The 20,113-nt window shown below is 63.3% G+C and carries 18 protein-coding genes and 1 pseudogene; 11 read left to right on the top strand and 8 right to left on the bottom strand.

The annotated features are described in order from the left end of the window. Positions 1-113: 113 nt before the first annotated feature. Together ATN38_RS32345 and ATN38_RS32350 are read right to left on the bottom strand one after the other, a co-directional pair. The gene (locus ATN38_RS32345) at positions 114-2,825 is read right to left on the bottom strand and encodes a bifunctional GNAT family N-acetyltransferase/acetate--CoA ligase family protein (RefSeq protein ID WP_030536893.1); all 2,712 of its coding nucleotides are present in this window, start codon (positions 2,823-2,825) and stop codon (positions 114-116) included. Next, complete coding sequence (locus ATN38_RS32350) at positions 2,818-4,089, bottom strand: acetoin utilization protein AcuC (protein WP_003942159.1); 1,272 nt, start codon at positions 4,087-4,089, stop codon at positions 2,818-2,820. The genes ATN38_RS32345 and ATN38_RS32350 overlap by 8 nt, the downstream gene beginning before the upstream one ends. Before the next feature lie 176 nt (positions 4,090-4,265). On the opposite strand from ATN38_RS32350, the gene ATN38_RS32355 reads away from it, so the two are divergent. Continuing rightward, entirely contained in the window at positions 4,266-4,952 is a 687-nt protein-coding gene (locus tag ATN38_RS32355; protein ID WP_003942150.1) for a metal-dependent transcriptional regulator, read from the top strand. Positions 4,953-4,960: 8 nt separating this feature from the next. Further along, on the top strand, positions 4,961-5,950 hold the full coding sequence (gene galE / locus ATN38_RS32360; RefSeq protein WP_003942257.1) for a UDP-glucose 4-epimerase GalE: 990 nt from the start codon (positions 4,961-4,963) through the stop codon (positions 5,948-5,950). On the opposite strand, the gene ATN38_RS32365 is transcribed toward galE, so the two are convergent. Beyond that, positions 5,947-7,080 carry a DUF4192 domain-containing protein gene (locus ATN38_RS32365; RefSeq protein WP_037126687.1) on the bottom strand — a complete coding sequence of 378 codons (1,134 nt, stop codon included), beginning with the start codon at positions 7,078-7,080 and terminating at the stop codon, positions 5,947-5,949. The two genes, galE and ATN38_RS32365, sit on opposite strands and share 4 nt — an antisense overlap. 155 nt (positions 7,081-7,235) lie before the next feature. After that, entirely contained in the window at positions 7,236-7,991 is a 756-nt protein-coding gene (locus ATN38_RS32370) for a sensor domain-containing protein (RefSeq protein ID WP_116056793.1), read from the bottom strand. Between the two features lie 355 nt (positions 7,992-8,346). Between ATN38_RS32370 and ATN38_RS32375 the strand changes: the two genes are divergently transcribed. The 3 genes from ATN38_RS32375 (at position 8,347) to ATN38_RS32385 (ending at position 13,056) form a co-directional block, all read left to right on the top strand. Then, on the top strand, positions 8,347-9,306 hold the full coding sequence (locus ATN38_RS32375; RefSeq protein WP_003942198.1) for a proteasome assembly chaperone family protein: 960 nt from the start codon (positions 8,347-8,349) through the stop codon (positions 9,304-9,306). 181 nt (positions 9,307-9,487) lie between these two features. Further along, on the top strand, positions 9,488-10,525 hold the full coding sequence (locus ATN38_RS32380; RefSeq protein ID WP_007732813.1) for an alpha/beta fold hydrolase: 1,038 nt from the start codon (positions 9,488-9,490) through the stop codon (positions 10,523-10,525). A gap of 26 nt (positions 10,526-10,551) precedes the next feature. Then, positions 10,552-13,056 carry an RNA helicase gene (locus tag ATN38_RS32385; protein WP_065455676.1) on the top strand — a complete coding sequence of 835 codons (2,505 nt, stop codon included), beginning with the start codon at positions 10,552-10,554 and terminating at the stop codon, positions 13,054-13,056. A gap of 53 nt (positions 13,057-13,109) precedes the next feature. Here the strand turns inward: ATN38_RS32385 and ATN38_RS32390 are convergent, their stop codons facing one another. After that, a complete protein-coding gene (locus ATN38_RS32390; RefSeq protein WP_007732807.1) occupies positions 13,110-13,517 on the bottom strand; it encodes a DUF5997 family protein in 408 nt (135 codons plus the stop codon). Between the two features lie 56 nt (positions 13,518-13,573). Between ATN38_RS32390 and ATN38_RS32395 the strand changes: the two genes are divergently transcribed. Then, positions 13,574-14,422, top strand: a complete 849-nt coding sequence (locus ATN38_RS32395; RefSeq protein WP_003942255.1) for a LysR substrate-binding domain-containing protein — start codon at positions 13,574-13,576, stop codon at positions 14,420-14,422. 122 nt (positions 14,423-14,544) lie between these two features. Then, positions 14,545-15,945, top strand: a complete 1,401-nt coding sequence (locus ATN38_RS32400; protein WP_030536896.1) for an FAD-binding oxidoreductase — start codon at positions 14,545-14,547, stop codon at positions 15,943-15,945. A gap of 28 nt (positions 15,946-15,973) precedes the next feature. Here ATN38_RS32400 and ATN38_RS32405 read toward each other — a convergent pair whose 3' ends face one another. Beyond that, entirely contained in the window at positions 15,974-16,894 is a 921-nt protein-coding gene (locus tag ATN38_RS32405) for a hydrogen peroxide-inducible genes activator (protein WP_042920013.1), read from the bottom strand. A gap of 229 nt (positions 16,895-17,123) precedes the next feature. On the opposite strand from ATN38_RS32405, the gene ATN38_RS32410 reads away from it, so the two are divergent. The 3 genes from ATN38_RS32410 to ATN38_RS32420 all read left to right on the top strand — a co-directional run bounded on the left by ATN38_RS32410 (position 17,124) and on the right by ATN38_RS32420 (position 19,014). Continuing rightward, entirely contained in the window at positions 17,124-17,711 is a 588-nt protein-coding gene (locus tag ATN38_RS32410) for a peroxiredoxin (protein ID WP_003942119.1), read from the top strand. Between the two features lie 2 nt (positions 17,712-17,713). After that, positions 17,714-18,253 (top strand): carboxymuconolactone decarboxylase family protein, encoded by a 540-nt coding sequence (locus ATN38_RS32415; RefSeq protein WP_003942122.1) that lies wholly within the window; start codon positions 17,714-17,716, stop codon positions 18,251-18,253. 80 nt (positions 18,254-18,333) lie between these two features. Then, positions 18,334-19,014, top strand: coding sequence for a PhzF family phenazine biosynthesis protein (locus ATN38_RS32420; RefSeq protein WP_003942237.1), 681 nt, complete (start codon positions 18,334-18,336; stop codon positions 19,012-19,014). Here the strand turns inward: ATN38_RS32420 and ATN38_RS32425 are convergent. Further along, positions 19,000-19,698 carry a hypothetical protein gene (locus ATN38_RS32425; RefSeq protein WP_003942163.1) on the bottom strand — a complete coding sequence of 233 codons (699 nt, stop codon included), beginning with the start codon at positions 19,696-19,698 and terminating at the stop codon, positions 19,000-19,002. The genes ATN38_RS32420 and ATN38_RS32425 overlap by 15 nt on opposite strands. Before the next feature lie 17 nt (positions 19,699-19,715). Here ATN38_RS32425 and ATN38_RS32430 point away from each other — a divergent pair, with 17 nt between their 5' ends. Then, positions 19,716-19,982 (top strand): hypothetical protein, encoded by a 267-nt coding sequence (locus ATN38_RS32430; RefSeq protein ID WP_042919958.1) that lies wholly within the window; start codon positions 19,716-19,718, stop codon positions 19,980-19,982. Between the two features lie 2 nt (positions 19,983-19,984). Here the strand turns inward: ATN38_RS32430 and ATN38_RS33045 are convergent. After that, positions 19,985-20,113 (bottom strand): annotated as a pseudogene (locus ATN38_RS33045) (aspartate aminotransferase family protein); the annotation flags it as partial.

The raw sequence follows: 20,113 nt of genomic DNA on the forward strand, positions 1-20,113 counted from the left end.
AGCACGTGCGTCAGCGCGCCACACCACTCGCGCTGACGCACCGCACAAAGCACCGGCCACCGCTACTTCCCTCCCCCTCGGGAATGTGCGGTGGCCGGTGTTGTTCGCTGTGTCTACCGCAGCCGCCTGGGCCCCAGGTCGATTGCGCTCGGCTCAGGTCCGATTCGGACACGTGAATCGGTGATCTCCGCGCCGGTAGCCGAAGCGAGTACCGGCTCACAGGCCAGTTCGCGGACTTCGGGAATGTCGTCGGCCAGCGCCGAGATGCGCTGAACTAGATCAACCAACGCACCCTTGTTGACCGGAACGGCGTTGCGGTATCCGGAGAGAAGCGGCGCGGCCTTGGGCGCGTCGATCAATTCCGTAGCAGCGTCCTCGGTGAGAGGCAGTACGCGATAGGCACGGTCACCGAGGAGATCGGAGATCACACCGGCAAGCCCGAACGAGATCAGCGAACCGAACGACGGGTCGTCTTGGACACCAACCACACATCCGATGCCCTTGGTTGCCATTTTCTGCACGTGCAGCAGCGGTTCACCCGACGCGGCCGCAAGATCTCGGTAAGCGAGGCGCACCGATTCCGGTCCACTCAGATCCAGCCTGACGCCGCCCAGATCCGGTCGGTGTCGCCACATTTCGCCGGTTGCCTTGACCGCGACCGGGTAGCCGACAGCATCCGCTGCCTCTACTGCTTCGTCTTCGCTCAGGACCGAACGGAATTCGACGACGGCGACCCCGTAACACTCGAGCAGCGCCGCCGCTTCCACATCTGAAAGCCAACGGCCAGGAGAGTTTTCAAGCCAATCTGCCACCATCTTCTGGGCTCGCTCGGAGTCGATACCCACGGGGCGAACCACCTTCGACGCAGGCTTGCTGCGCCACTCCGCATATCGCCAAGCCCTCGCCAACGCCAGGGCGGCACGCTCCGGCCCCGGGTAGGACGGCACCGAACCGCGGGTCGGGTTACCGACTTCGTCACGAACTGCCAGGACGTCCGGCACACCCTCAGCTGCGAGGAACGTGGTGAGAATCGGCTTGTCCGAGCCTGCGACGGCGTCCTTGAGTGCTTTCGCGAACGGCTCGACCGGAATGGCGACCGGAGGAACGAAGACGGCGATGACGGCATCGACGTCGAACGACGCCAAAGCGTCGCGCACGGCAGTGGCGAAGAGTTCCGGACTCGCCTGGGCGCCGAGGTCGACCGGGTCGCTGACCTGCAGACCTTCACTGCGGGCCGCGTCCGCAGCGAGGACACCGAGCGCGGTCGAGTTGCCGATGACCGCAAGCCGGGGGCCGGCGGGCAACGGTTGGTATCCGAAGAGCAAGGCGCAGTCGAACAATTGTGAAATGGACCCGACCTGAATGACGCCCGCCTGTTCGAAGAGGGCGCGGACGATCGAATCGTCGATCTCGACTCCGGTGGCGGCGAGCACCGGCGGAACCGCGTGCCGACCGCTCTTCACCGCGACGATCGGCTTCTTCCGCGCAACTCGACGCGCGATGCGAGAGAACTTCCGTGGGTTGCCGAAGCTCTCCAGATAGAGAAGGACCACTTCGGTGGACTGGTCGGAATCCCAGTACTGCAGAAGGTCGTTACCCGAGACGTCCGCACGGTTACCGGCGGAAACGAAGGCGGACAATCCGATTCGGCTGCGAGCGGCTTCGTCGAGAATGGCGATACCGAGCGCGCCGGACTGACAGAAGAAGCCGACGTTGCCTGCCACCGGCAAGACCGGCGCGAGCGTCGCATTCAACGAAATCGCCGGGTCGTTGTTCGCGACACCCAGCGCATTCGGGCCGATGAGGCGCATACCGTGAGCGCGCGCTGCATGGACCAGTTTGCGTTCGGACGAGCGCCCGTCCGGACCACTCTCACTGAAGCCCGACGAGACGACCACCAGCGCTTTGACGCCCTTGTCGAGGCAGTCGTCGAGTACCGAATTGATCGATTCTGCAGGTACAGCCACGACGGCGAGATCGACGTCGTCGGGGATGTCACGAACCGTCGGATATGCCCGAACGCCGTGTACCGAACGATGCTCCGCGTTGACGGGATAGACCGGTCCGGTGAATCCGCCGCGCAGCAGGTTGGTCAACACCGCGTTACCCACTTTGGCCGGGTCCGCTGATGCGCCGATCACCGCCACCGATCGCGGGCTGAGCACGTTTCCCATGCTGCGGGCCTCAGCTGCCCGCTCACGCGAATTGCGTACTGAAACAAGCGCTTCCGTCGGGTCGATCGCGAATTCGAGTCTCAGCACGCCACCGTCGAAAGAGCGGCTCACCTGATACCCCGCCTCACGGAACACCGTCACCATGTTGCGGTTCTCGGAGAGGACCTCGGCGACGAACATCGTCAGACCGTTCTCGGCCGCTGCCGCTGCCAGGTACTCGAGCAGGATCGGGCCGAGGCCGCGCCCCTGGTGTGCGTCGGCGACGACGAAGGCGACCTCGGCAGACTTTCCGTCACCGACGTCGAGCAGTCGCTCGTATCGACCCACCGCGATGATCTCGTCGCCGAGCATCATCACGAACGCCACACGGTTGTGGTGGTCGACCGTCGTGAAGTTCTTGACGTCGCGCGCCGACATCGTGGGGTACGGGCCGAAGTAGCGCAGATACCGGGTGCGCTCGGAGAGTTTGCCGTGGAATTCGACGAGCTTGTCCGCGTCTTCGGGAACGATGGGTCGCAACGCCACCGCTCCGCCGTCGGAGGCGAGAACATCGACTACCCAGGAATGGGGATAGGTGTGAGCGGGGTCGGTCTTCGGCGCCTGGCCGCTCGCCTCGCCGCCGGCAGCTTCGGTATCGGACTGTTCAGTCACGGGGATCCTCCGGGTCGAGTCCGAGTAGCGGGAACGAAGCGCGACGTGTCGCGATGATCGCCGAGTCGATACGGGTGAGTGCACGGTCCACCGAGGCGACACCTGTCTCCGGTGTACCACCCGGGCCGTCCCACGGCGTGTAGGCGACATCGCCGCCGTCCCCCATGGTCGGCGGGAGGTCGACGCTCGGCGCTCGCAGCTTCGTCGATTCCTTCCAGTCTTCCGGGACAGCGGTGTCGACGTCGATCTCGCGATCGAGCGCTGCAGCGATCAAGTGAGTCCATGCCCTCGGCACGACGCGCACCAATCCGTATCCCCCGCCTCCGACTGCCAGCCACCGCCCCTCGGAGTAGCGGTCGGCGAGGTCACGCATCGCCAAAAACGCGGCGCGCTGACCGTCGACGGTGAGGGCGAGATCCGCGAGCGGGTCCTCGCGGTGCGAGTCGACTCCGCACTGGCTGATGATGATCTGCGGGCGGAAGGCTGCAATGGCTCCCGGGACGACGGCGTGAAATGCACGCAGCCACAACGCGTCGACGGTTCCGGGCAGCACCGGGATGTTCACCGCCGTACCTTCGGCGGCCCCGTCGCCGACTTCGCTCGACCATCCGGTGTTCGGCCACAAGGTTGCCGGGTGCTGATGCAGCGAGACCGTGAGCACCCGAGGGTCCCCGAGGAACGCATGTTGCACTCCGTCGCCGTGGTGAGCGTCGACGTCGATGTAGGCGATGCGGTCGTAGCCGTTGTCGAGCAGCCACGAAATCGCAACCGCCGCATCGTTGTAGACGCAGAATCCAGAGGCCCAATCCGCCATCGCGTGGTGCATGCCGCCGCCGATGCTGACCGCGCGCCTCGTACGTCCCGAAGCGATTTCCTGCGCTGCGGCCAGCGAGCCGCCGGCGAGGATCGCACTGGCTTCGTGCATGTGCGGGAAGACCGGGTTGTCCTCGGTACCGAGCCCGTGGGGAACATCCTGGCCGCTCACACCGTTGTTCGCAGAGTTACCCGCGTCTTTGACCGCTGCAAGATATGCCGGTGTGTGGATTCTGAGGAGGTCGGCATCGGACGCGGCACTCGGTTCGAGAAATTCGATGCCCTCGAGAAGTCCGAGGCTTCGCGAGAGTGCCATCGTGAGATCGAGGCGAGTGGGATTCATCGGGTGATCGGCGCTCCACCGATAGCTCAGGTACTCCGGACTCCACACCACGACTCGATTCGCTCGAGACGCCGCGGGGTCCCCGTCAGATCTGATCGACGCGGTCATGGGATCACGCTACTTCCTTCTCGTTTCGTGCTGCACACCACACTCGTGGCCCGCTTCGGAGACCGAGATCGAGTGACACGAATCCAATTCGGACACGCGCTGGACTCGCCGCGGTGGAGGCGGCACCGGAACCACGAACTGAACGGTAGAATGATCAACTGACGAAGGGGTTGAGTGTGAAGGATCTAGTCGACACCACGGAGATGTATCTCCGGACGATCTACGACTTGGAAGAAGAGGGCGTAGTCCCACTCCGGGCGCGGATCGCCGAACGGCTCGAACAGAGCGGACCCACCGTCAGCCAGACTGTTGCGCGTATGGAGCGTGACGGCTTGCTGATGGTCGCCGGCGATCGACATCTGGAACTCACCGACAAGGGTCGCGATCTCGCGATCTCTGTCATGCGTAAGCACCGGTTGGCAGAGCGCCTGCTGGTGGACGTCATCGGTCTCAAATGGGAAGACGTACATGCCGAGGCATGCCGTTGGGAGCACGTGATGAGCGAGGAGGTCGAGCGTCGGCTCGTCGTCGTTCTGAACAACCCCACGACGTCGCCCTACGGCAACCCGATTCCGGGCTTGGACCAGTTGGGACTCGACGGCCCGGTTGCCACCACCGAAACATTGGTGCGCCTGACCGATATTCCGCACGGCGCACAGACAGCTGTGGTCGTTCGGCGACTGGCCGAGCACGTGCAGTCCGATCCCGAGGTGATCGCGCAGCTGCGTGACGCCGGCGTCGTTCCCGACGCCAGGGTGACGGTCGAAACCCGTCCGGGCTCGGTGACGATCATCGTGCCGGGTCACAGCGGGTTCGACCTGTCCGAGGAAATGGCTCACGCCGTTCAGGTCAAGCAGGTCTGAGGAAGTAGATGAAACTCCTGGTCACCGGCGGCGCCGGTTACGTCGGCAGTGTGTGCAGCACTGTGTTGCTCGAGCGTGGACACGAGGTTGTCGTCATCGACGACCTCTCCACCGGAAATGCCGACGCGGTGCCTGCCGGTGCCGAGTTCATCGAAGGAGACGTGGGAGCGCTTGCTGCCGACGTCCTCGGCAGTGCGGGTTCACCGGTTTTCGACGGTGTGCTTCACTTCGCGGCGCAGTCGCTGGTCGGCGAATCGGTGCTGCACCCCGAAAAGTACTGGCGCGGAAACGTCGTCACGACCATCGAGTTGCTCGAGGCGATCCGTGTCTCCGGTACTCCGCGCCTCGTGTTCTCGTCCACCGCAGCTACGTACGGCGAACCGGAGCAGTCCCCCATCGTGGAGACCGCTCCGACCCGCCCCACCAATCCGTACGGCGCGACCAAGCTCGCGATCGATCATGCGATCACCTCGTACTCGATCGCCCACGGCCTCGGTGCGACGAGCTTGCGCTACTTCAACGTCGCAGGTGCGTACAAGTCCGCCGGCGAGAACCGGGTGATCGAAACCCACCTGATTCCACTCGTCCTGCAGGTCGCGCTCGAACAGCGGGACAAGATCTCGGTCTTCGGAACCGACTGGCCCACGCCGGACGGAACCGCGGTACGCGACTACATCCACGTGCTGGACCTCGCCGAAGCACATCTACTGGCGCTCGAATCCTCGGTTCCCGGCGAGCACCGCATCTACAACCTCGGAAGCGGTGCCGGCTTCAGCGTGCGCGAGGTGATCGCCGCCTGTGCGCGGGTCACCGGCCTGCCGATCAACGTCGAGGACGCGTCACGACGGCTAGGTGATCCGGCGGTACTGATCGCATCGAGCGACAAGGCGATTGCCGAGCTCGGTTGGACGCCCACGCGTACCGATCTCGACGTCATCGTCGCCGACGCATGGCAGTTCCTCCAGGATCTGGGCGACCGCTCACACGCTGCTCGCTAGCTTCCACTCGGCAGTGCCGGCGGCAAGCCGGTGATTCCGAGCGATTCCCCGATGGACAATCCGACGGCCGCGAGGTCACGGATTCCGTCGGGGCGCACACCGGATTGCAGCGATAGATCCAGCAATCCCGCCAAGGTGTGTTCCGAATCGGCCGACAGTGCGGCCGACAGCGCAACACCTGCCAGAGGGCCGTCGCCACGCACGTAAGCAAAGAAGCCGAGAAGTGTTGCCGGCCAAGCTCGTTCGGGCGACGGTACTTCATGGGTGAGCACGAGCCACAATTGCTCAGCATGTGCCGCAACGGACGTGATCGCCAATCCCAGCACCACGTCGCGCACGCGTACGTCCGTCAATGCGACCACCAGATCGGCGCATTCCTGCGGGTCAGGGCGGTGAGCGCCTGCCTCGACACGGCGGACGTGTTCCAACACCAGATCGATCCGGCGCTGAACTGCGGTTTCACCGCTCGGTCCCCCTCTGTGCGCGCTCGACTCTCGTCGGCTCGCGATCAGTCGGGCAATCGTGTCGTGATTGCGAGCGGCGCCGTGTACCCACCGGACCAGTTCCTCACGCGAACGGCGAATGACCCTCCCGCCCAACACCTGTGCTGCCGCAACCGACGAAGATGCCGGGTCTGGCAGGGTGCCGCGGTGAATCGAACGCATGACGCTCGTCCACGGTTGGCCAGATTCTATTGCGGCCGTGCACAATACGTCGGCCAGCTCGACGCAGGTTCCGCCGAGCATGTCTTCGAATACCTCGGCCAGCTCGATGGTTTCATCGATCAGAGTTTCAGCTGCCGAGCAATCGGTGATCACCACGAGAACGACCGCACGCGCGCCTTCCCCGTCACAGACGGCGGCGAACTGGCGCAGCGCCGCGCTCATCTGCCTCGCGGGCTTTCCCCTGACACTGGGAAAGTAGTCGTGCCGCATCACTGGTCCGAGCGTCGAGGCGGAGGCGCCCATCAGAGACAGCGCAACCACAGAGTTGGACGGGTGGAAGCCCAGGAGTGCGGGTATTGCCGCGATCAATTCGCCTGGATCGGAGACGCGTTCGACGCATCCGAGAAGGGCGGCAAGGTCGTCGTCGGAGAATTCGAATTCTCCCGGAAGAGGTGATGTCGTCATGCACACACCGTCGCTGATCACCCTGACCCGGCCGTCTGCTCGACCAGGGAAAACAGCTGCGTCCAACTCGTCTGTGGATTACCGCATTTGTTGGGGACCAAGTACCGCGCCGCACCGAGCAGCTCCGCTACTTGTCGTACCTGTGTGCTGCGAAATCACTTGCCTGCTTTGACCTTCTGCACGGCTGCAGTGAACGCTTGATCCAGCGGTGCCGTCGAGGGCGTCGCAGAACCGAACGTCATCAGTGTTGTCGCCACCCGTACGTCGCCGACCTGCGCGATCAAGGTCAGCATCGTCTGATCACCGGCTGTGGCCTTGGGGGACACGACAGTGCGGCGAAGTGACATCGTCTTGTCGGCATCGATCGGCGACGGCGGAAGAATTTCCGTCGTCACTGCCGTAGTGACGCCGTTCGCAGTGACAGTCATGGACGGGCACTGCCGAGTTTGCGCTTCCAACTCGTCCAGTGGTGCATCGACCTTCGTGAGTTCAACCGAAATCGTTGCCCTCGTCGCGTTGTCGGTCCCGACCGCCATCACGGTCCCGTTCGGACCGTAATCCTGTTCCGGTGGCTCACATTCGGACGGATCGACGGTGGCACCGCGCGGGACGCCGACTAGATCCGGCGCTGCCATCGGAACGGCCTGCGGGGGCAGCACAACAGCGCCGAAGGGCTCGGGGAATTCCTCGGGAGTCAGCAGCAGTTCGGACAGCGGTGCCGCCGTTTTCGGAGAGGTGGATTTCGGCGTCGAGGATTTGGGTGCAGCCGTCGCACTCGGCGCCGCCGTGCCGCTGTCGGTCGCACCGGCAGTCGCCGGCGCGGAGTCCGGAACGGGTGCTCCTTGGACCGACCCGGAGCAGCCCGCGAGTAGTGCAACGGCGGCCACCGCAGCAAGTGAGCATGCGGCCACTCGCCTGGACGATCGTGGACACACCCGCATGTAAGCCTCCGCACTCGACCGATCCCGACAATCGACCAATCCATTTCGGACAAATCAGCCGTGCCGACCTTGTGTTCCACTCTGCCATGTCCGAAGCCGCGCACCCGACATCTAGCGAACGCCCAGGCCAAGTGTCGAAAGATACCGCTCAGCTTCGCTCTCGGCGAACGCCCGTCTCGTCGGATCGGGAATGATCGGTCACCGACTCGGTGTTCTTACCGATGAACGTCTGATCCAGTGCTGTCGGGCACCTGACTCCGATGCTGTCGAGCGTGCGCCGATAGTGGACACTTGAGATCAAGACCGAAGAGCGAAGGGGACTGCGATGGACGAACAGTCGAGGATGTACGAGCTGGAATTTCCGGCGCCCCAGTTGGCGGCTGCCGACGGCCAGGGACCGATCCTGATTCACGGACTCGAGGGTTACTCCGACGCCGGTCACGCCGTGAAGTTGGCGACGACGCATCTGCGCGAAAGCCTCGAGACCGAGCTTGTCGCGTCGTTTGCTGTCGACGAGCTGATCGACTACCGCTCGCGTCGGCCGACGATGACGTTCAAGGCCGATCATTTCTCCGATTACGACGCTCCGGCGCTCAATCTGTACGCACTGCGCGATACGGCCGGCACGCCGTTCCTGCTGCTCGCAGGGATGGAACCGGACCTCAAGTGGGAGCGGTTCACCACAGCTGTTCGACTGTTGTCCGAACAGTTGGGAGTGCGTCGAACCATCGGGCTCAACGCGATTCCGATGGCAATCCCGCACACCCGACCGCTGGGTGTGACAGCACATTCGACCAACAAGGACCTGATCCAGGACCATCAGCGTTGGTCAGGTGAACTGCAGGTTCCCGGCAGCGCATCATCACTGCTCGAGCTTCGTATGTCTCAGCACGGGCACGAGGCGATGGGCTTTTCGGTGCATGTCCCCCACTACCTCGCGCAAACGGACTACCCCGGCGCCGCAGAAACTTTGCTCGAAAACGTTTCCGAGGTTTCGGATCTGGAGTTGCCCTTGGTTGCACTGGGTGAGGCCGCGGCGCGCGTTCGGGAACAGGTTAACGAGCACATAGCCGGGAACGAAGAAGTTCAGACTGTAGTCCACGCTTTGGAGCGTCAATACGACACTTTTGTCGCCGCTCAGGAACAACAGTCGTCCCTTCTGGCCGGCGAGGCCGACCTTCCCAGCGGTGACGAGATCGGCGCAGAGTTCGAAAAGTTCCTGGCCGAACAGGCAGGAAATGACGACTTCGGCTCAGCTGGAGACCTCGATCGAGGCGACAACTGACGAAAATGTGACGGGCGGGGCGCATAATTCGACATTGTGCGCATTCCGCAACCCCTCCGTTACCTGGGCTGTTGTTCAGGACACATCCGTCGGATAGCCTCAAACTCTGTGTGATTTTCGTTGACGGCTCAACAACTGGAGCAGACAGTCAACGTGGTCACACTCCGAGCCAGGAGGCGACATGAGCAGACCACGGAACCGTCAGCTCCGACCGGTCCCCGACGAGGAACCGCGGATGATGTTCCGGACGATTCACGGCTACCGACGCGCATTTCGGATAGCCGGCGAGGGTCCGGCGGTACTGCTCCTGCACGGAATCGGCGACAACTCGTCGACGTGGACCGAGATCATTCCCCACCTCGCCAAGAAGTACACGGTCATCGCACCTGACCTGTTGGGTCACGGCCGTTCCGACAAGCCACGCGCGGATTACTCGGTAGCCGCGTACGCCAACGGCATGCGGGATCTTCTGTCGACGCTCGGCATCGAGCACGTCACCGTCATCGGGCACTCGCTCGGCGGCGGCGTAGCGATGCAGTTCTCCTACCAATTCCCACACATGGTGGATCGCCTCGTGCTGGTCTCGGCCGGTGGCGTCACCAAGGACGTCCATCCGCTGCTGCGCCTCATGTCCGTTCCGGTGGTCAACGAGGTGGTAAAGCTGCTCCGGATACCTGGTGCGATGCCGCTCGTCCGGATGGCCGGGAACCTTGCCGGCGTAGTTCACGGTTCAAATCTGCGTCCCGGCACCATGTTGCATGACACACCGGACCTGATTCGCGTGCTCGCTGATCTCCCCGACCCCACTGCCTACGAGGCCTACCTTCGTACGCTGCGGGCCGTCGTGGACTGGCGCGGACAGGTCGTCACGATGCTCGACCGCTGTTATCTGACCGAGAATCTGCCGGTTCAACTGATCTGGGGCGACGACGACTCCGTCATTCCCGTCTCCCACGCTCATCTCGCGCACGCGGCGATGCCGAACTCACGCCTCGAAGTCTTCCGCGGCTCGGGCCACTTCCCGTTCCGCGACGATCCGATGCGTTTCCTGCAGATCGTCGAAGATTTTCTTTCCAGCACCGCACCACTCGTCTTCGACGAGGCTCGCTGGCGCCACATGCTGATCTCCGGGGTCGGCGAGAACACCATCACCGGAACGTCGTCCACCCGCATGGCGGTGCTCGACGCCATGGGCTCGGACGAGCGAAGCGCAACCTGATCCACGGTTGCGGCTAGCCTGTACGAGTGCTGCTGACGGAACTTCTCCCCGACAACGCGGATCCTGATTCCGTTTTCGACGCCTTCTCTTCGTGGACCATCGAACGAGGTTTGACGCTCTACCCGGCCCAAGAAGAGGCCGTCATGGAGTTGGTCTCGGGTGCAAACGTGATCCTTGCGACGCCGACCGGGTCAGGCAAATCGATGGTGGCGATCGGCGCGCATTTCTATGCGATGTCGCTCGGCAAGCGCACGTACTACACAGCGCCGATCAAGGCCTTGGTGAGCGAGAAGTTCTTTGCACTGTGTGAGGTCTTCGGTGCCGAGAACGTCGGCATGATGACTGGCGACGCCGCCGTGAACTCGTCGGCGCCGATCATTTGTGCGACGGCCGAAATCGTCGCGAATCTTGCACTGCGCGAGGGCCCGAACTCCGATATCGGCCAGGTCGTGATGGACGAGTTCCACTTCTACTCCGAACCCGATCGAGGTTGGGCGTGGCAGGTTCCGCTCATCGAGTTGCCGCACGCCCAGTTCCTGTTGATGTCGGCAACTCTCGGTGAAGTCGACTTCTTCTCCGAAGATCTGACGCGGCGTACCGGGAAACCCACCACCGTCGTCTCCGGCACAGAACGCCCCGTGCCTTTGATGTTCTCCTACGCGACCACGCCGGTCGGCGAAACCATCGAAGATCTGGTGACCACCAACCAGTCCCCCGTCTACATCGTGCATTTCACGCAGGCCGCCGCCCTCGAACGCGCCCAGGCACTGACGAGCGTCAATTTCTGTTCCAAAGAAGAGAAGGAAGCGATCGCCGAGGCGCTGGGTGGTTTCCGCTTCACCACCGGGTTCGGAAAAACACTCTCCCGCCTGGTCCGGCACGGCATCGGCGTTCACCATGCGGGCATGCTGCCCAAGTACCGACGGCTCATCGAAGTTCTCGCACAGGACGGGCTTCTCAAGGTGATCTGCGGTACCGACACCCTCGGCGTCGGCATCAACGTCCCGATCCGCACGGTGCTGCTCACGGGTCTGGCCAAGTACGACGGCGTCCGCACTCGGCATCTGAAAGCCCGCGAGTTCCATCAGATCGCCGGTCGCGCGGGTCGTGCAGGCTACGACACGATGGGCACCGTCGTCGTCCAGGCACCGGAACACGAAGTAGAGAATCTGCGGGCAGTCGCCAAGGCCGGCGACGATCCGAAGAAGATCAAGAAGATTCAACGCAAGAAGGCTCCCGAGGGGTTTGTGTCCTGGAGCGAAGCGACGTTCGATCGCTTGGTCGCCGCATCGCCCGAGCCGTTGGTGTCGCGATTCTCGGTCAGCAACTCGATGCTGCTCAATGTCATTGCCCGCCCGGGTAACTGCTTCGACGCGATGCGGCACCTGTTGGAGGACAACCACGAATCGCGTCCGGCGCAGCGCAAGCACATCCTCAAAGCGATCTCGCTGTATCGCGGATTGCTCAGCGCCGGCATCGTGGAACGCCTCGACGAACCCGACGAGTACGGCCGCATGGCTCGGTTGACGATGGACCTGCAACGCGACTTCGCCTTGAACCAGCCACTCTCACCGTTCGCCTTGGCGGCATTCGAACTTCTCGACGTCGAATCCGACAGTTACGCACTCGATGTCGTCTCGATCATCGAGTCGACGCTCGACGATCCGCGTCAGGTTCTGATGGCGCAGCAGCACTTCGCTCGTGGCGAAGCGGTTGCGCAGATGAAGGCCGACGGCATCGAGTACGAGGAGCGCATGGAACTCCTCGAAGAGGTTACGTGGCCGAAACCGTTGTCGGACTTGCTGTTCCCGGCTTTCGAAATGTACCGGGGTGGCCACCCGTGGATCACCGAGTTCGCCCTCTCCCCCAAGTCCGTGGTGCGCGACATGATCGAACGCGCCATGACGTTTGCCGAGTTGATCAGCCATTACGGACTCACCCGGTCCGAGGGCCTCGTCCTGCGCTACCTCGCCGACGCCTACCGCGCGCTGCGACAGACCGTCCCGGCGGAAGCGCGCACCGAGGAACTCGAAGACATCATCGAGTGGTTGGGCGAGCTGATCCGTCAGGTCGACTCGAGCCTGCTCGACGAATGGGAGTCACTCACCGACCCCGGAGCCGAGGCAGATACGGAAGAGGTTGCGTTCGGCGCCGACATTCCCCGTCCCATCTCGGCGAACCCGCGCGCATTCCGCGTCATGGTGCGCAATGCGATGTTCCGACGCATCGACCTCGCGTCGCGTCGGCAGTGGAATGAGCTGGAAAACCTCGAGGACGGTATCGACGCCGCCGAGTGGGAAGAGCAACTACTCCCGTACTTCGAGGAGTACGCAACAATCGGAACCGGGCCATCGGCGCGCGGGCCGGCGCTCTTCCAGGTCACCGAAGAGGGTGAGTTCTGGCGGGTGCGGCAGGTGCTCGAGGATCCGGAGGGCGATCACGGATGGGCACTGCTTGCCGTCGTCGACATCCCGGAATCGGATGCCGCGGGTGAAATCGTGTTCGACGAGCTGAGCGTCGTAGAAGGCTAGCGCCTGTGCGCCTTTCTGGTAGTCGGCGCTACCAAAAAGGCGCACAGGGGGCGTCAGCCCCTTCGAGCCTTCCGCGGCTGGTTGCGGCGAGCAGCGCGCTTTTCCTTGATGCGAACGTTCTCGGCCCGCACCTCGGCCTGAACAGCGCGTTCCTTTTCGAGCCATTCGGGCTTCTCTTCGAGGAGTGCGGCGATCTGATCCGTGGTGAGTGCTTCTTCGACGCCGCCGCGGGCCAGGCCGGCGATCGATACGCCCAGCTTGGCTGCGATGACCGGGCGAGGGTGCGGTCCGGTGCGTCGCAGCTCCAGCAGCCACTCCGGCGGATCGGTCTGCAGAGCGGTCAGCTCGTCACGAGTCACGTCGCCTTCCTGGAACTGCGCAGGTGTTGCTTCCAGGTACACACCCAGCTTCTTGGCAGCCGTCGTCGGCTTCATCGTCTGGGGAGTTTTGTTCGACGTCATGCAACAAGAGTAACCAGCCGATACGGGTGCTTTTACCAAGGCGGTAGCCTTGCCTGGTGACAGACGCGGATAGTCAGGCAATTTTTCGACTCGCGTACGCCCCGGGGGTGACGCCCACCAAGTGGGTCCGGGTGTGGCACGAGCGGCTCCCCGAGGTGCGTCTGGAACTTGTTCAGTTCCCGGTTCTCGAACTCGAAGCTGCACTTCGCGCCGGTGAAGCAGATGCAGGTTTGGTTCGACTGCCGATCGACCGGACCGGCATCAGCGCCATCTCGCTGTACGCGGAAACCCCGGTGGTGGTGGTACCGAAAGATCACGTATTCACTACTGTCGATCAGATTTCCGTCGACGATCTGGCCGACGAGATAGTGCTCGATCCTCTCGACGACAGACTCGACTGGCCGACCCGTCCCGGAAAGACCGCCGCCGAGCGACCAGCGACCATCGCCGACGCCATCGAGTTGGTGGCCGCCGGCGTCGGAGTTGTCGTGGTTCCCCATTCGCTGGCGCGGTTCCACCATCGCAAGGACCTGACCTTCCGTCCGGTGGACGGTGCGCCCGAGGCTCCTGTGGCTTTGGCATGGATGGAGTCCAAGACCACAGATCTGGTCGAGGAACTGATCGGCATCGTGCGGGGCCGAACGGCACAGAGTTCCCGCGGACGGAACGGCGAGCCGGCCGAGAAGATCAAGGGCTCCGTCAAGGCCAAGATCGCGGCCCGCGAGCGTCGCGCAGAAGCTGCCAAGAACGGGCAGAAAGCTAAGGGCGCCGGCACCGCGAAGAACATATCCGGACGCAACGCCGGTTCCGGTAAGGCCAAGGCGGGCGGCAAATCAGGCAGCGGGAAGTCCGGTGGGACCAAGAGTTCGGGTGGCCGGTTCTCCGGAAAGCAGAAGGGCCGCTAGGGCTTCAACTGGCAACTCGGAGGATCGCTGCCGGACAACGCTGAACTGATCAGGCGCGACAGACTCGGGCTGTGGTCTCGCGAATTGGCGCATCGTCGAACTCCGTCGAGCATGATGAGAGTATGACTCCCGCGAGTTCTTCAGCCCTCGACGAATTGGTAGCGGCACTCCCCGAGGGAGCCGTCCTGCTGGATCCGGACGTGACCGCGGGCTACCGCCAGGACTGGGCCGCCGACCCGACCGCCGGCCGTCCAGCTGCCGTGGTTCGCGCTACGTGCACCGAAGACATCCAAACCGTGATGCGATGGGCAACCGCCCACCGCGTTCCGGTGGTTCCCAGAGGTGCCGGCTCGGGCCTTTCCGGTGGATCCAGCGCCGTCGACGGTTGCATCGTGGTCAGCACCGAGCGAATGCGACAGATCACGATCGACCCGGTCGCCCGGGTGGCGGTTACTCAGCCCGGCTTGATGAATGCGGAGGTCAAGAAAGCCGCCGCAGAGCACGGACTCTGGTACCCACCTGACCCGTCGTCCTTCGAGATCTGTTCCATCGGCGGCAATGCAGCCACCAACGCCGGCGGGCTCTGCTGCGTCAAGTACGGAGTTACCACCGACTACGTTCTCGGACTCCGGGTCGTGCTGGCGGACGGTACAGCTGTCAGCCTCGGAGGTCCCCTTCTCAAGGACGTCGCCGGACTCTCACTCACCAAACTGTTCGTGGGCAGCGAGGGCACTCTCGGCATCATCACGGAAATCACGTTGCGTTTGATTCCCGCGCAGCCGCCCGCATCAACCGTCGTCGCGTCGTTCGACTCGGTACAAGAAGCTGCCGACGCGGTCTTGGCGATCACCAGCAACATGCGTCCGGCGATGCTCGAGTTCATGGATCACGCCAGTATCAATGCTGTCGAGGATTCGGTACGCATGGGTCTGAACCGCAAGGCTCACGCACTACTGCTCGCGCAGTCCGACGCACCCGGCGCGGCAGGCGTGCTGGAAATCGAGACGATTGTTCAGGCGTGCGAAAACAACGGAGCCACCGAAGTATTCGCCACCGATGACCAGGCCGAAGGTGACGCTTTTGCGGCGGCACGGCGAGCGGTGTTCCCGGCCGTGCTCGCGATGGGAAGTCTGCTTCTCGAAGACGTGGGCGTTCCCATGCGCGCACTCCCCCAGCTGGTAACCGGGGTCGAAGCCATCGCAGACGACCTCGACGTCCTGATCTGCACGGTGGCGCACGCCGGAGACGGAAACACCCACCCGCTCATCGTCTTCGACCCCGCAGACCCGGACATGTCCGAACGCGCACAGATCGCATTCGGACGGGTGATGGATCTCGCCATCGCGCTCGGCGGCACGATCACCGGCGAACACGGGGTGGGTCGACTCAAGCGCGACTGGCTGCCGTCACAGTTGGGTGAAGACGTCATGGCCCTCAATCGCAAGGTCAAGGATGCGCTCGACCCGCTGGGAATTCTCAATCCCGGAGCGGTCATTGCCGTGAAAGAAGGCTCTCTCGACTAGCTTTCACGTCGACGTCGAACGAGTTACGTCATCGAGGAACCGTCGGGCTGACCGAACGGACCAGCTCGGCCAGCTGACGGAATCCTTCTGCTCGGCCACTCGACGAGCGGAACACGACGCCGATCGTGCGACCTGGAGCTGGCGAAGCGAAACGCGCCGTCGACAAGTCCCCGCGTCGAACCTCCACTGCAACAGCCGATTCCGGGACCAAAGTCACCCCGAGTCCCCCGGCCACACATTGCACGACTGTCGCGAGAGAGGTAGCCCGCGTGTCGCCGGCAAGCGGATGGGCGTCTACCGAACGGCACAGATCCAACGTCTGGTCACGCAGGCAGTGGCCGTCGTCGAGCAAGAGCAACGGCAGCGCGTCGAGCACGTCCGCCGTGAGATCGACACGTCCGGCCAAGGAATGATCGTTCGGCACGACCATCACAAAATCCTCTTCGTACACAGGAACTTCCACCAGGCCAGGTGTTCCGGCAGGAAGCGCCAACACCGCGACGTCGAGCGCTCCCGATCGCAGTGCATCGAGTAGGCGCGCCGTTTGATCCTCGACTATTTGCGGCGCCAACGACGGCAGCTTCTCGCGCAGCTCCGGCAACAACCCCGGAAGAATGTAGGGCGCAACGGTCGGGATCAACCCGATGCGTAGCGGTCCGGTCAGAGAGTCGCCGGAGCCGGCCGCGCTCGCGACGAAACCGTCGGCAGCCTCGAGGATTTGCTTGGCCTGACCGAGCAAGCGCTGTCCGTCCGCGGTCACGAGCACGCGCCGCGTACTACGTTCGATCAGTTTGACCCCTAGTCCCGCCTCGAGAGCTGCCAGCGCCTGCGACAGTGTGGGTTGGCTCACACCGGAACGCGCTGCGGCAGTACCGAAGTGCCGGTACTCGGCCACCGACACAAAGGCACGCAGCTGTGACAAGGAAGGTTGATAAGTCTGATCAGACATGCCTATCAGTGTAGTGCCACCCATCACCTTTACCTTTTGAACGGTTTGATGCAGAATGGACTCATACCAAAAAGCGCCGGTCACAACCTCGACACTCCAGTCGAAACCGTCCGACCCGCTGACGGTGACAAACCCTCTCGATCCAGCACGTTCGGCCGTCACAGTCCGAACAGCCGGATCGTGTGCGCAAGAAATTCCTGTTCACGAGACACGTAGGAGAATGAGACACATGGCTCTGCTCACAATCGGCGACCAGTTCCCCGCTTACAACCTCACGGCTGTCATCGGCGGCGACCTGTCCAAGGTCGATGCCCAGCAGCCCGATGACTACTTCACCACCGTCACCAGTGACGACTACGCAGGCAAGTGGCGCATCGTCTTCTTCTGGCCCAAGGACTTCACCTTCGTGTGCCCCACCGAGATTGCTGCATTCGGCAAGCTCAACGAAGAGTTCGCAGACCGTGATGCTCAGGTTCTCGGCGCTTCCGTCGACAACGAGTTCGTGCACTTCCAGTGGCGTGCACAGCACGAAGAGCTCAAGACCCTCCCCTTCCCGATGCTCTCGGACCTCAAGCGCGAGCTTGCCGAGGCCACCGGCGTCCTCAACGCCGACGGCGTTGCAGACCGCGCGACGTTCATCGTCGACCCCAACAACGAGATCCAGTTCGTCTCCGTCACAGCCGGTTCCGTCGGCCGTAACGTCGACGAGGTTCTCCGCGTCCTCGACGCTCTCCAGAGCGACGAGCTGTGCGCATGCAACTGGAAGAAGGGCGACCCGACCATCAACGCCGGCGAGCTCCTGACTGCGAGCGTCTGAGTATGAGCGTCGAGAACCTCAAGAACTCGCTTCCCGAGTACGCGAAGGACCTCAAGCTCAACCTGAGTTCCATTGCGCGCACGACGGTCCTGAACGAGCAGCAGTTGTGGGGAACGCTCCTCGCAACGGCCGCAGCCACCAAGTCTGCGTCCACGCTCAAGGAGATTGCTTCCGAGGCTGCCGACAACCTGTCGGCAGAGGCATACAACGCCGCTCTCGGCGCAGCGTCGATCATGGGCATGAACAACGTCTTCTACCGCACCAAGGGCTACCTCGACGGTAAGTACGACGACCTTCGTGCCGGCCTGCGGATGAACATCATCGGCAACCCGGGCGTCGACAAGGCCGACTTCGAATTGTGGTCGCTTGCAGTGTCCGCGATCAACGGCTGCAACCACTGCCTCGAAGCTCACGAGAACACCCTCCGCCAGGAAGGTGTCGACCGCGAGGTCATCTTCGAAGCGATCCGCGCCGGTTCCATCGTCGCGGGCGTCGCACAGGCTGTCGAAGCCAACGAGATCCTCTCTGCCGCACAGGTCTGATCACTCGGACCTGAGTGCAGTTCGACGAGCCCTCCCCACCGTGAAGGTGGGGAGGGCTTTTCGCGCGCTAGGGTGGACCGATGGGTATCGAGGTGAGTGTGGTCCGGGTCTTCACGGACGAGAACGGCAAGCACGGGAATCCGCTGGGAATCGTCGACGCGTCCACGGTTGCAGAATCGGATCGACAAGCCGTCGCGAAGGAACTCGACTACAGCGAGACCATCTTCATCGACGTTCCGGATGACGGCGCCTCGCGTGCGCGGGTCCAGATCTTCACTCCGGCAGCAGAACTCCCCTTCGCCGGACACCCGACCGTCGGTGCCACGTGGTGGCTGGGCGAACAGGGCCGTCGCGTGAGCGCCCTCGACGTTCCTGCCGGCAGTGTCGACGTCCGCCAATCCGGCGCTTTGACGTGGGTACGCGCGCGTGCCGAATGGGCACCGGAATTCGCGATCTATCCGATGGACACGGTGGACGACGTCATCGACGCAGATCCGTCCGACTACGAGGCGGATCATTCGTATCTGTGGGCGTGGCAGGACAAGCTCGAAGCTGCCATCCGCGCACGCATGTTCGCACCGGTGATGGGAATCGCCGAGGACGAGGCAACCGGATCTGCAGCGCTGCGCATCACGGACCGATTGAGGAAATCACTGCTCATCACCCAGGGACGCGGATCGGTGCTTCACACCACCTTCTCTCCGGAAGGTTGGCTCGAAGTCGGCGGCCGCGTCGTCGCCGAGCCGTCACGAACCTTGTGAGTACCCGGCGGGATTGCGTCCGGCCTCGAGGTCACGTGCACTCAGTGATACCGAGATCTCGTCACCGAGCGCAACTCCCGGCGCGAGGGGCAACTGATCTCCACTCCAGAACTTGCCCGGGTCGAACCAGTTGACACGACGATTGCCGACGAGCAGACCCATCGCTTCATAGGTCTTGGCAACCACTTCGGCGCAGTAGGCGCTCTCGACGGCCACTGCCGATACGTCGGACTTCTTGCGCAGCTTCGGGATTCGGCCTCCGAACCAGCGCGAAGCAAGCTTGGCCGTCGACGGGAAAGGCGTACCGTCCAGCCGCGCGATCGTCTCGAGCAGAGCGTCTTCCTGCTCCCGGGTGACTTCGTGGTCGAGCTGGCGCAACCATCCACGCTGCCCGTACTTGGCGCCCCAGACCTGAACGGCCGATCGCAGATCGTGCAGTTGGACACCACGCTGGAAGCGTCCGGTCCACATGTCCTGCAGCGAGTGACCGAGTTCCGCATGCCACATCAGCGGCGGGAGGTCGTCGATCACGACCGACATTCCGACGTGGTTGACGGGACTGTTGGTCAGTGTCTGAATGGCCCGATCCGCCGTCGACTCTCCACGGAAGATCCAGATGTCGCCCGTGCGGGTCGCCGCAGCGGCCTCGTCGAGACTCACCTGCGAAAGCAATCGTCGGTCCATGCCTCTAGCGTAGAGGGATGAAACTCCGTACTCCTCTGCGCGCCTCGCACGTTTGGAAACTGGTCGGCCTCGCCGGTGCAATGGGCGTTGCCGCCACCGGGGTTCTCGTTGCGCGCGGCGAACGCCAGCGTCGGGCCTACTCTCCGGACGAAATTCGCTCGGTACTGCACGAGCGGTACACCCAGGCCTACGCCAAGCAGTCGGAACAAGAGGTTCTGGAACTCGAACCTGCACCCAACGCTGTGCGGCGCCGAATCGAGAAATTCTTCCGGCGCCGCAGCTGACTTCAGCCGAGGGCTGCGAGGATCCCTGCTGCCATCTCCGCGACCTGATCATCGGTCATGACGAACGTCGGCGAAATCTGCATCGCACCCTGACCCGCGGCGCGACCCGAAATACCGTGCTCACGAAGCGT

Source organism: Rhodococcus sp. FH8 (assembly GCF_019266085.1).
GTDB lineage: Bacteria > Actinomycetota > Actinomycetes > Mycobacteriales > Mycobacteriaceae > Rhodococcus_F > Rhodococcus_F qingshengii.

What these genes read in the sequence shown, in the direction of transcription:
- ATN38_RS32350 (WP_003942159.1), bottom strand. Translation starts at nt 4,089, where the DNA reads ATGACCGCGTCGATCAGATCTGACGGGGACCCCGCGGCGTCTCGAGCG.
- ATN38_RS32380 (WP_007732813.1), top strand. Translation starts at nt 9,488, where the DNA reads ATGAGCAGACCACGGAACCGTCAGCTCCGACCGGTCCCCGACGAGGAA.
- ATN38_RS32430 (WP_042919958.1), top strand. Translation starts at nt 19,716, where the DNA reads ATGAAACTCCGTACTCCTCTGCGCGCCTCGCACGTTTGGAAACTGGTC.
- ATN38_RS32420 (WP_003942237.1), top strand. Translation starts at nt 18,334, where the DNA reads ATGGGTATCGAGGTGAGTGTGGTCCGGGTCTTCACGGACGAGAACGGC.
- ATN38_RS32405 (WP_042920013.1), bottom strand. Translation starts at nt 16,894, where the DNA reads ATGTCTGATCAGACTTATCAACCTTCCTTGTCACAGCTGCGTGCCTTT.
- ATN38_RS32425 (WP_003942163.1), bottom strand. Translation starts at nt 19,698, where the DNA reads ATGGACCGACGATTGCTTTCGCAGGTGAGTCTCGACGAGGCCGCTGCG.
- ATN38_RS32410 (WP_003942119.1), top strand. Translation starts at nt 17,124, where the DNA reads ATGGCTCTGCTCACAATCGGCGACCAGTTCCCCGCTTACAACCTCACG.
- ATN38_RS32415 (WP_003942122.1), top strand. Translation starts at nt 17,714, where the DNA reads ATGAGCGTCGAGAACCTCAAGAACTCGCTTCCCGAGTACGCGAAGGAC.
- ATN38_RS32375 (WP_003942198.1), top strand. Translation starts at nt 8,347, where the DNA reads ATGGACGAACAGTCGAGGATGTACGAGCTGGAATTTCCGGCGCCCCAG.
- ATN38_RS32365 (WP_037126687.1), bottom strand. Translation starts at nt 7,080, where the DNA reads ATGACGACATCACCTCTTCCGGGAGAATTCGAATTCTCCGACGACGAC.
- ATN38_RS32390 (WP_007732807.1), bottom strand. Translation starts at nt 13,517, where the DNA reads ATGACGTCGAACAAAACTCCCCAGACGATGAAGCCGACGACGGCTGCC.
- ATN38_RS32400 (WP_030536896.1), top strand. Translation starts at nt 14,545, where the DNA reads ATGACTCCCGCGAGTTCTTCAGCCCTCGACGAATTGGTAGCGGCACTC.
- galE (WP_003942257.1), top strand. Translation starts at nt 4,961, where the DNA reads ATGAAACTCCTGGTCACCGGCGGCGCCGGTTACGTCGGCAGTGTGTGC.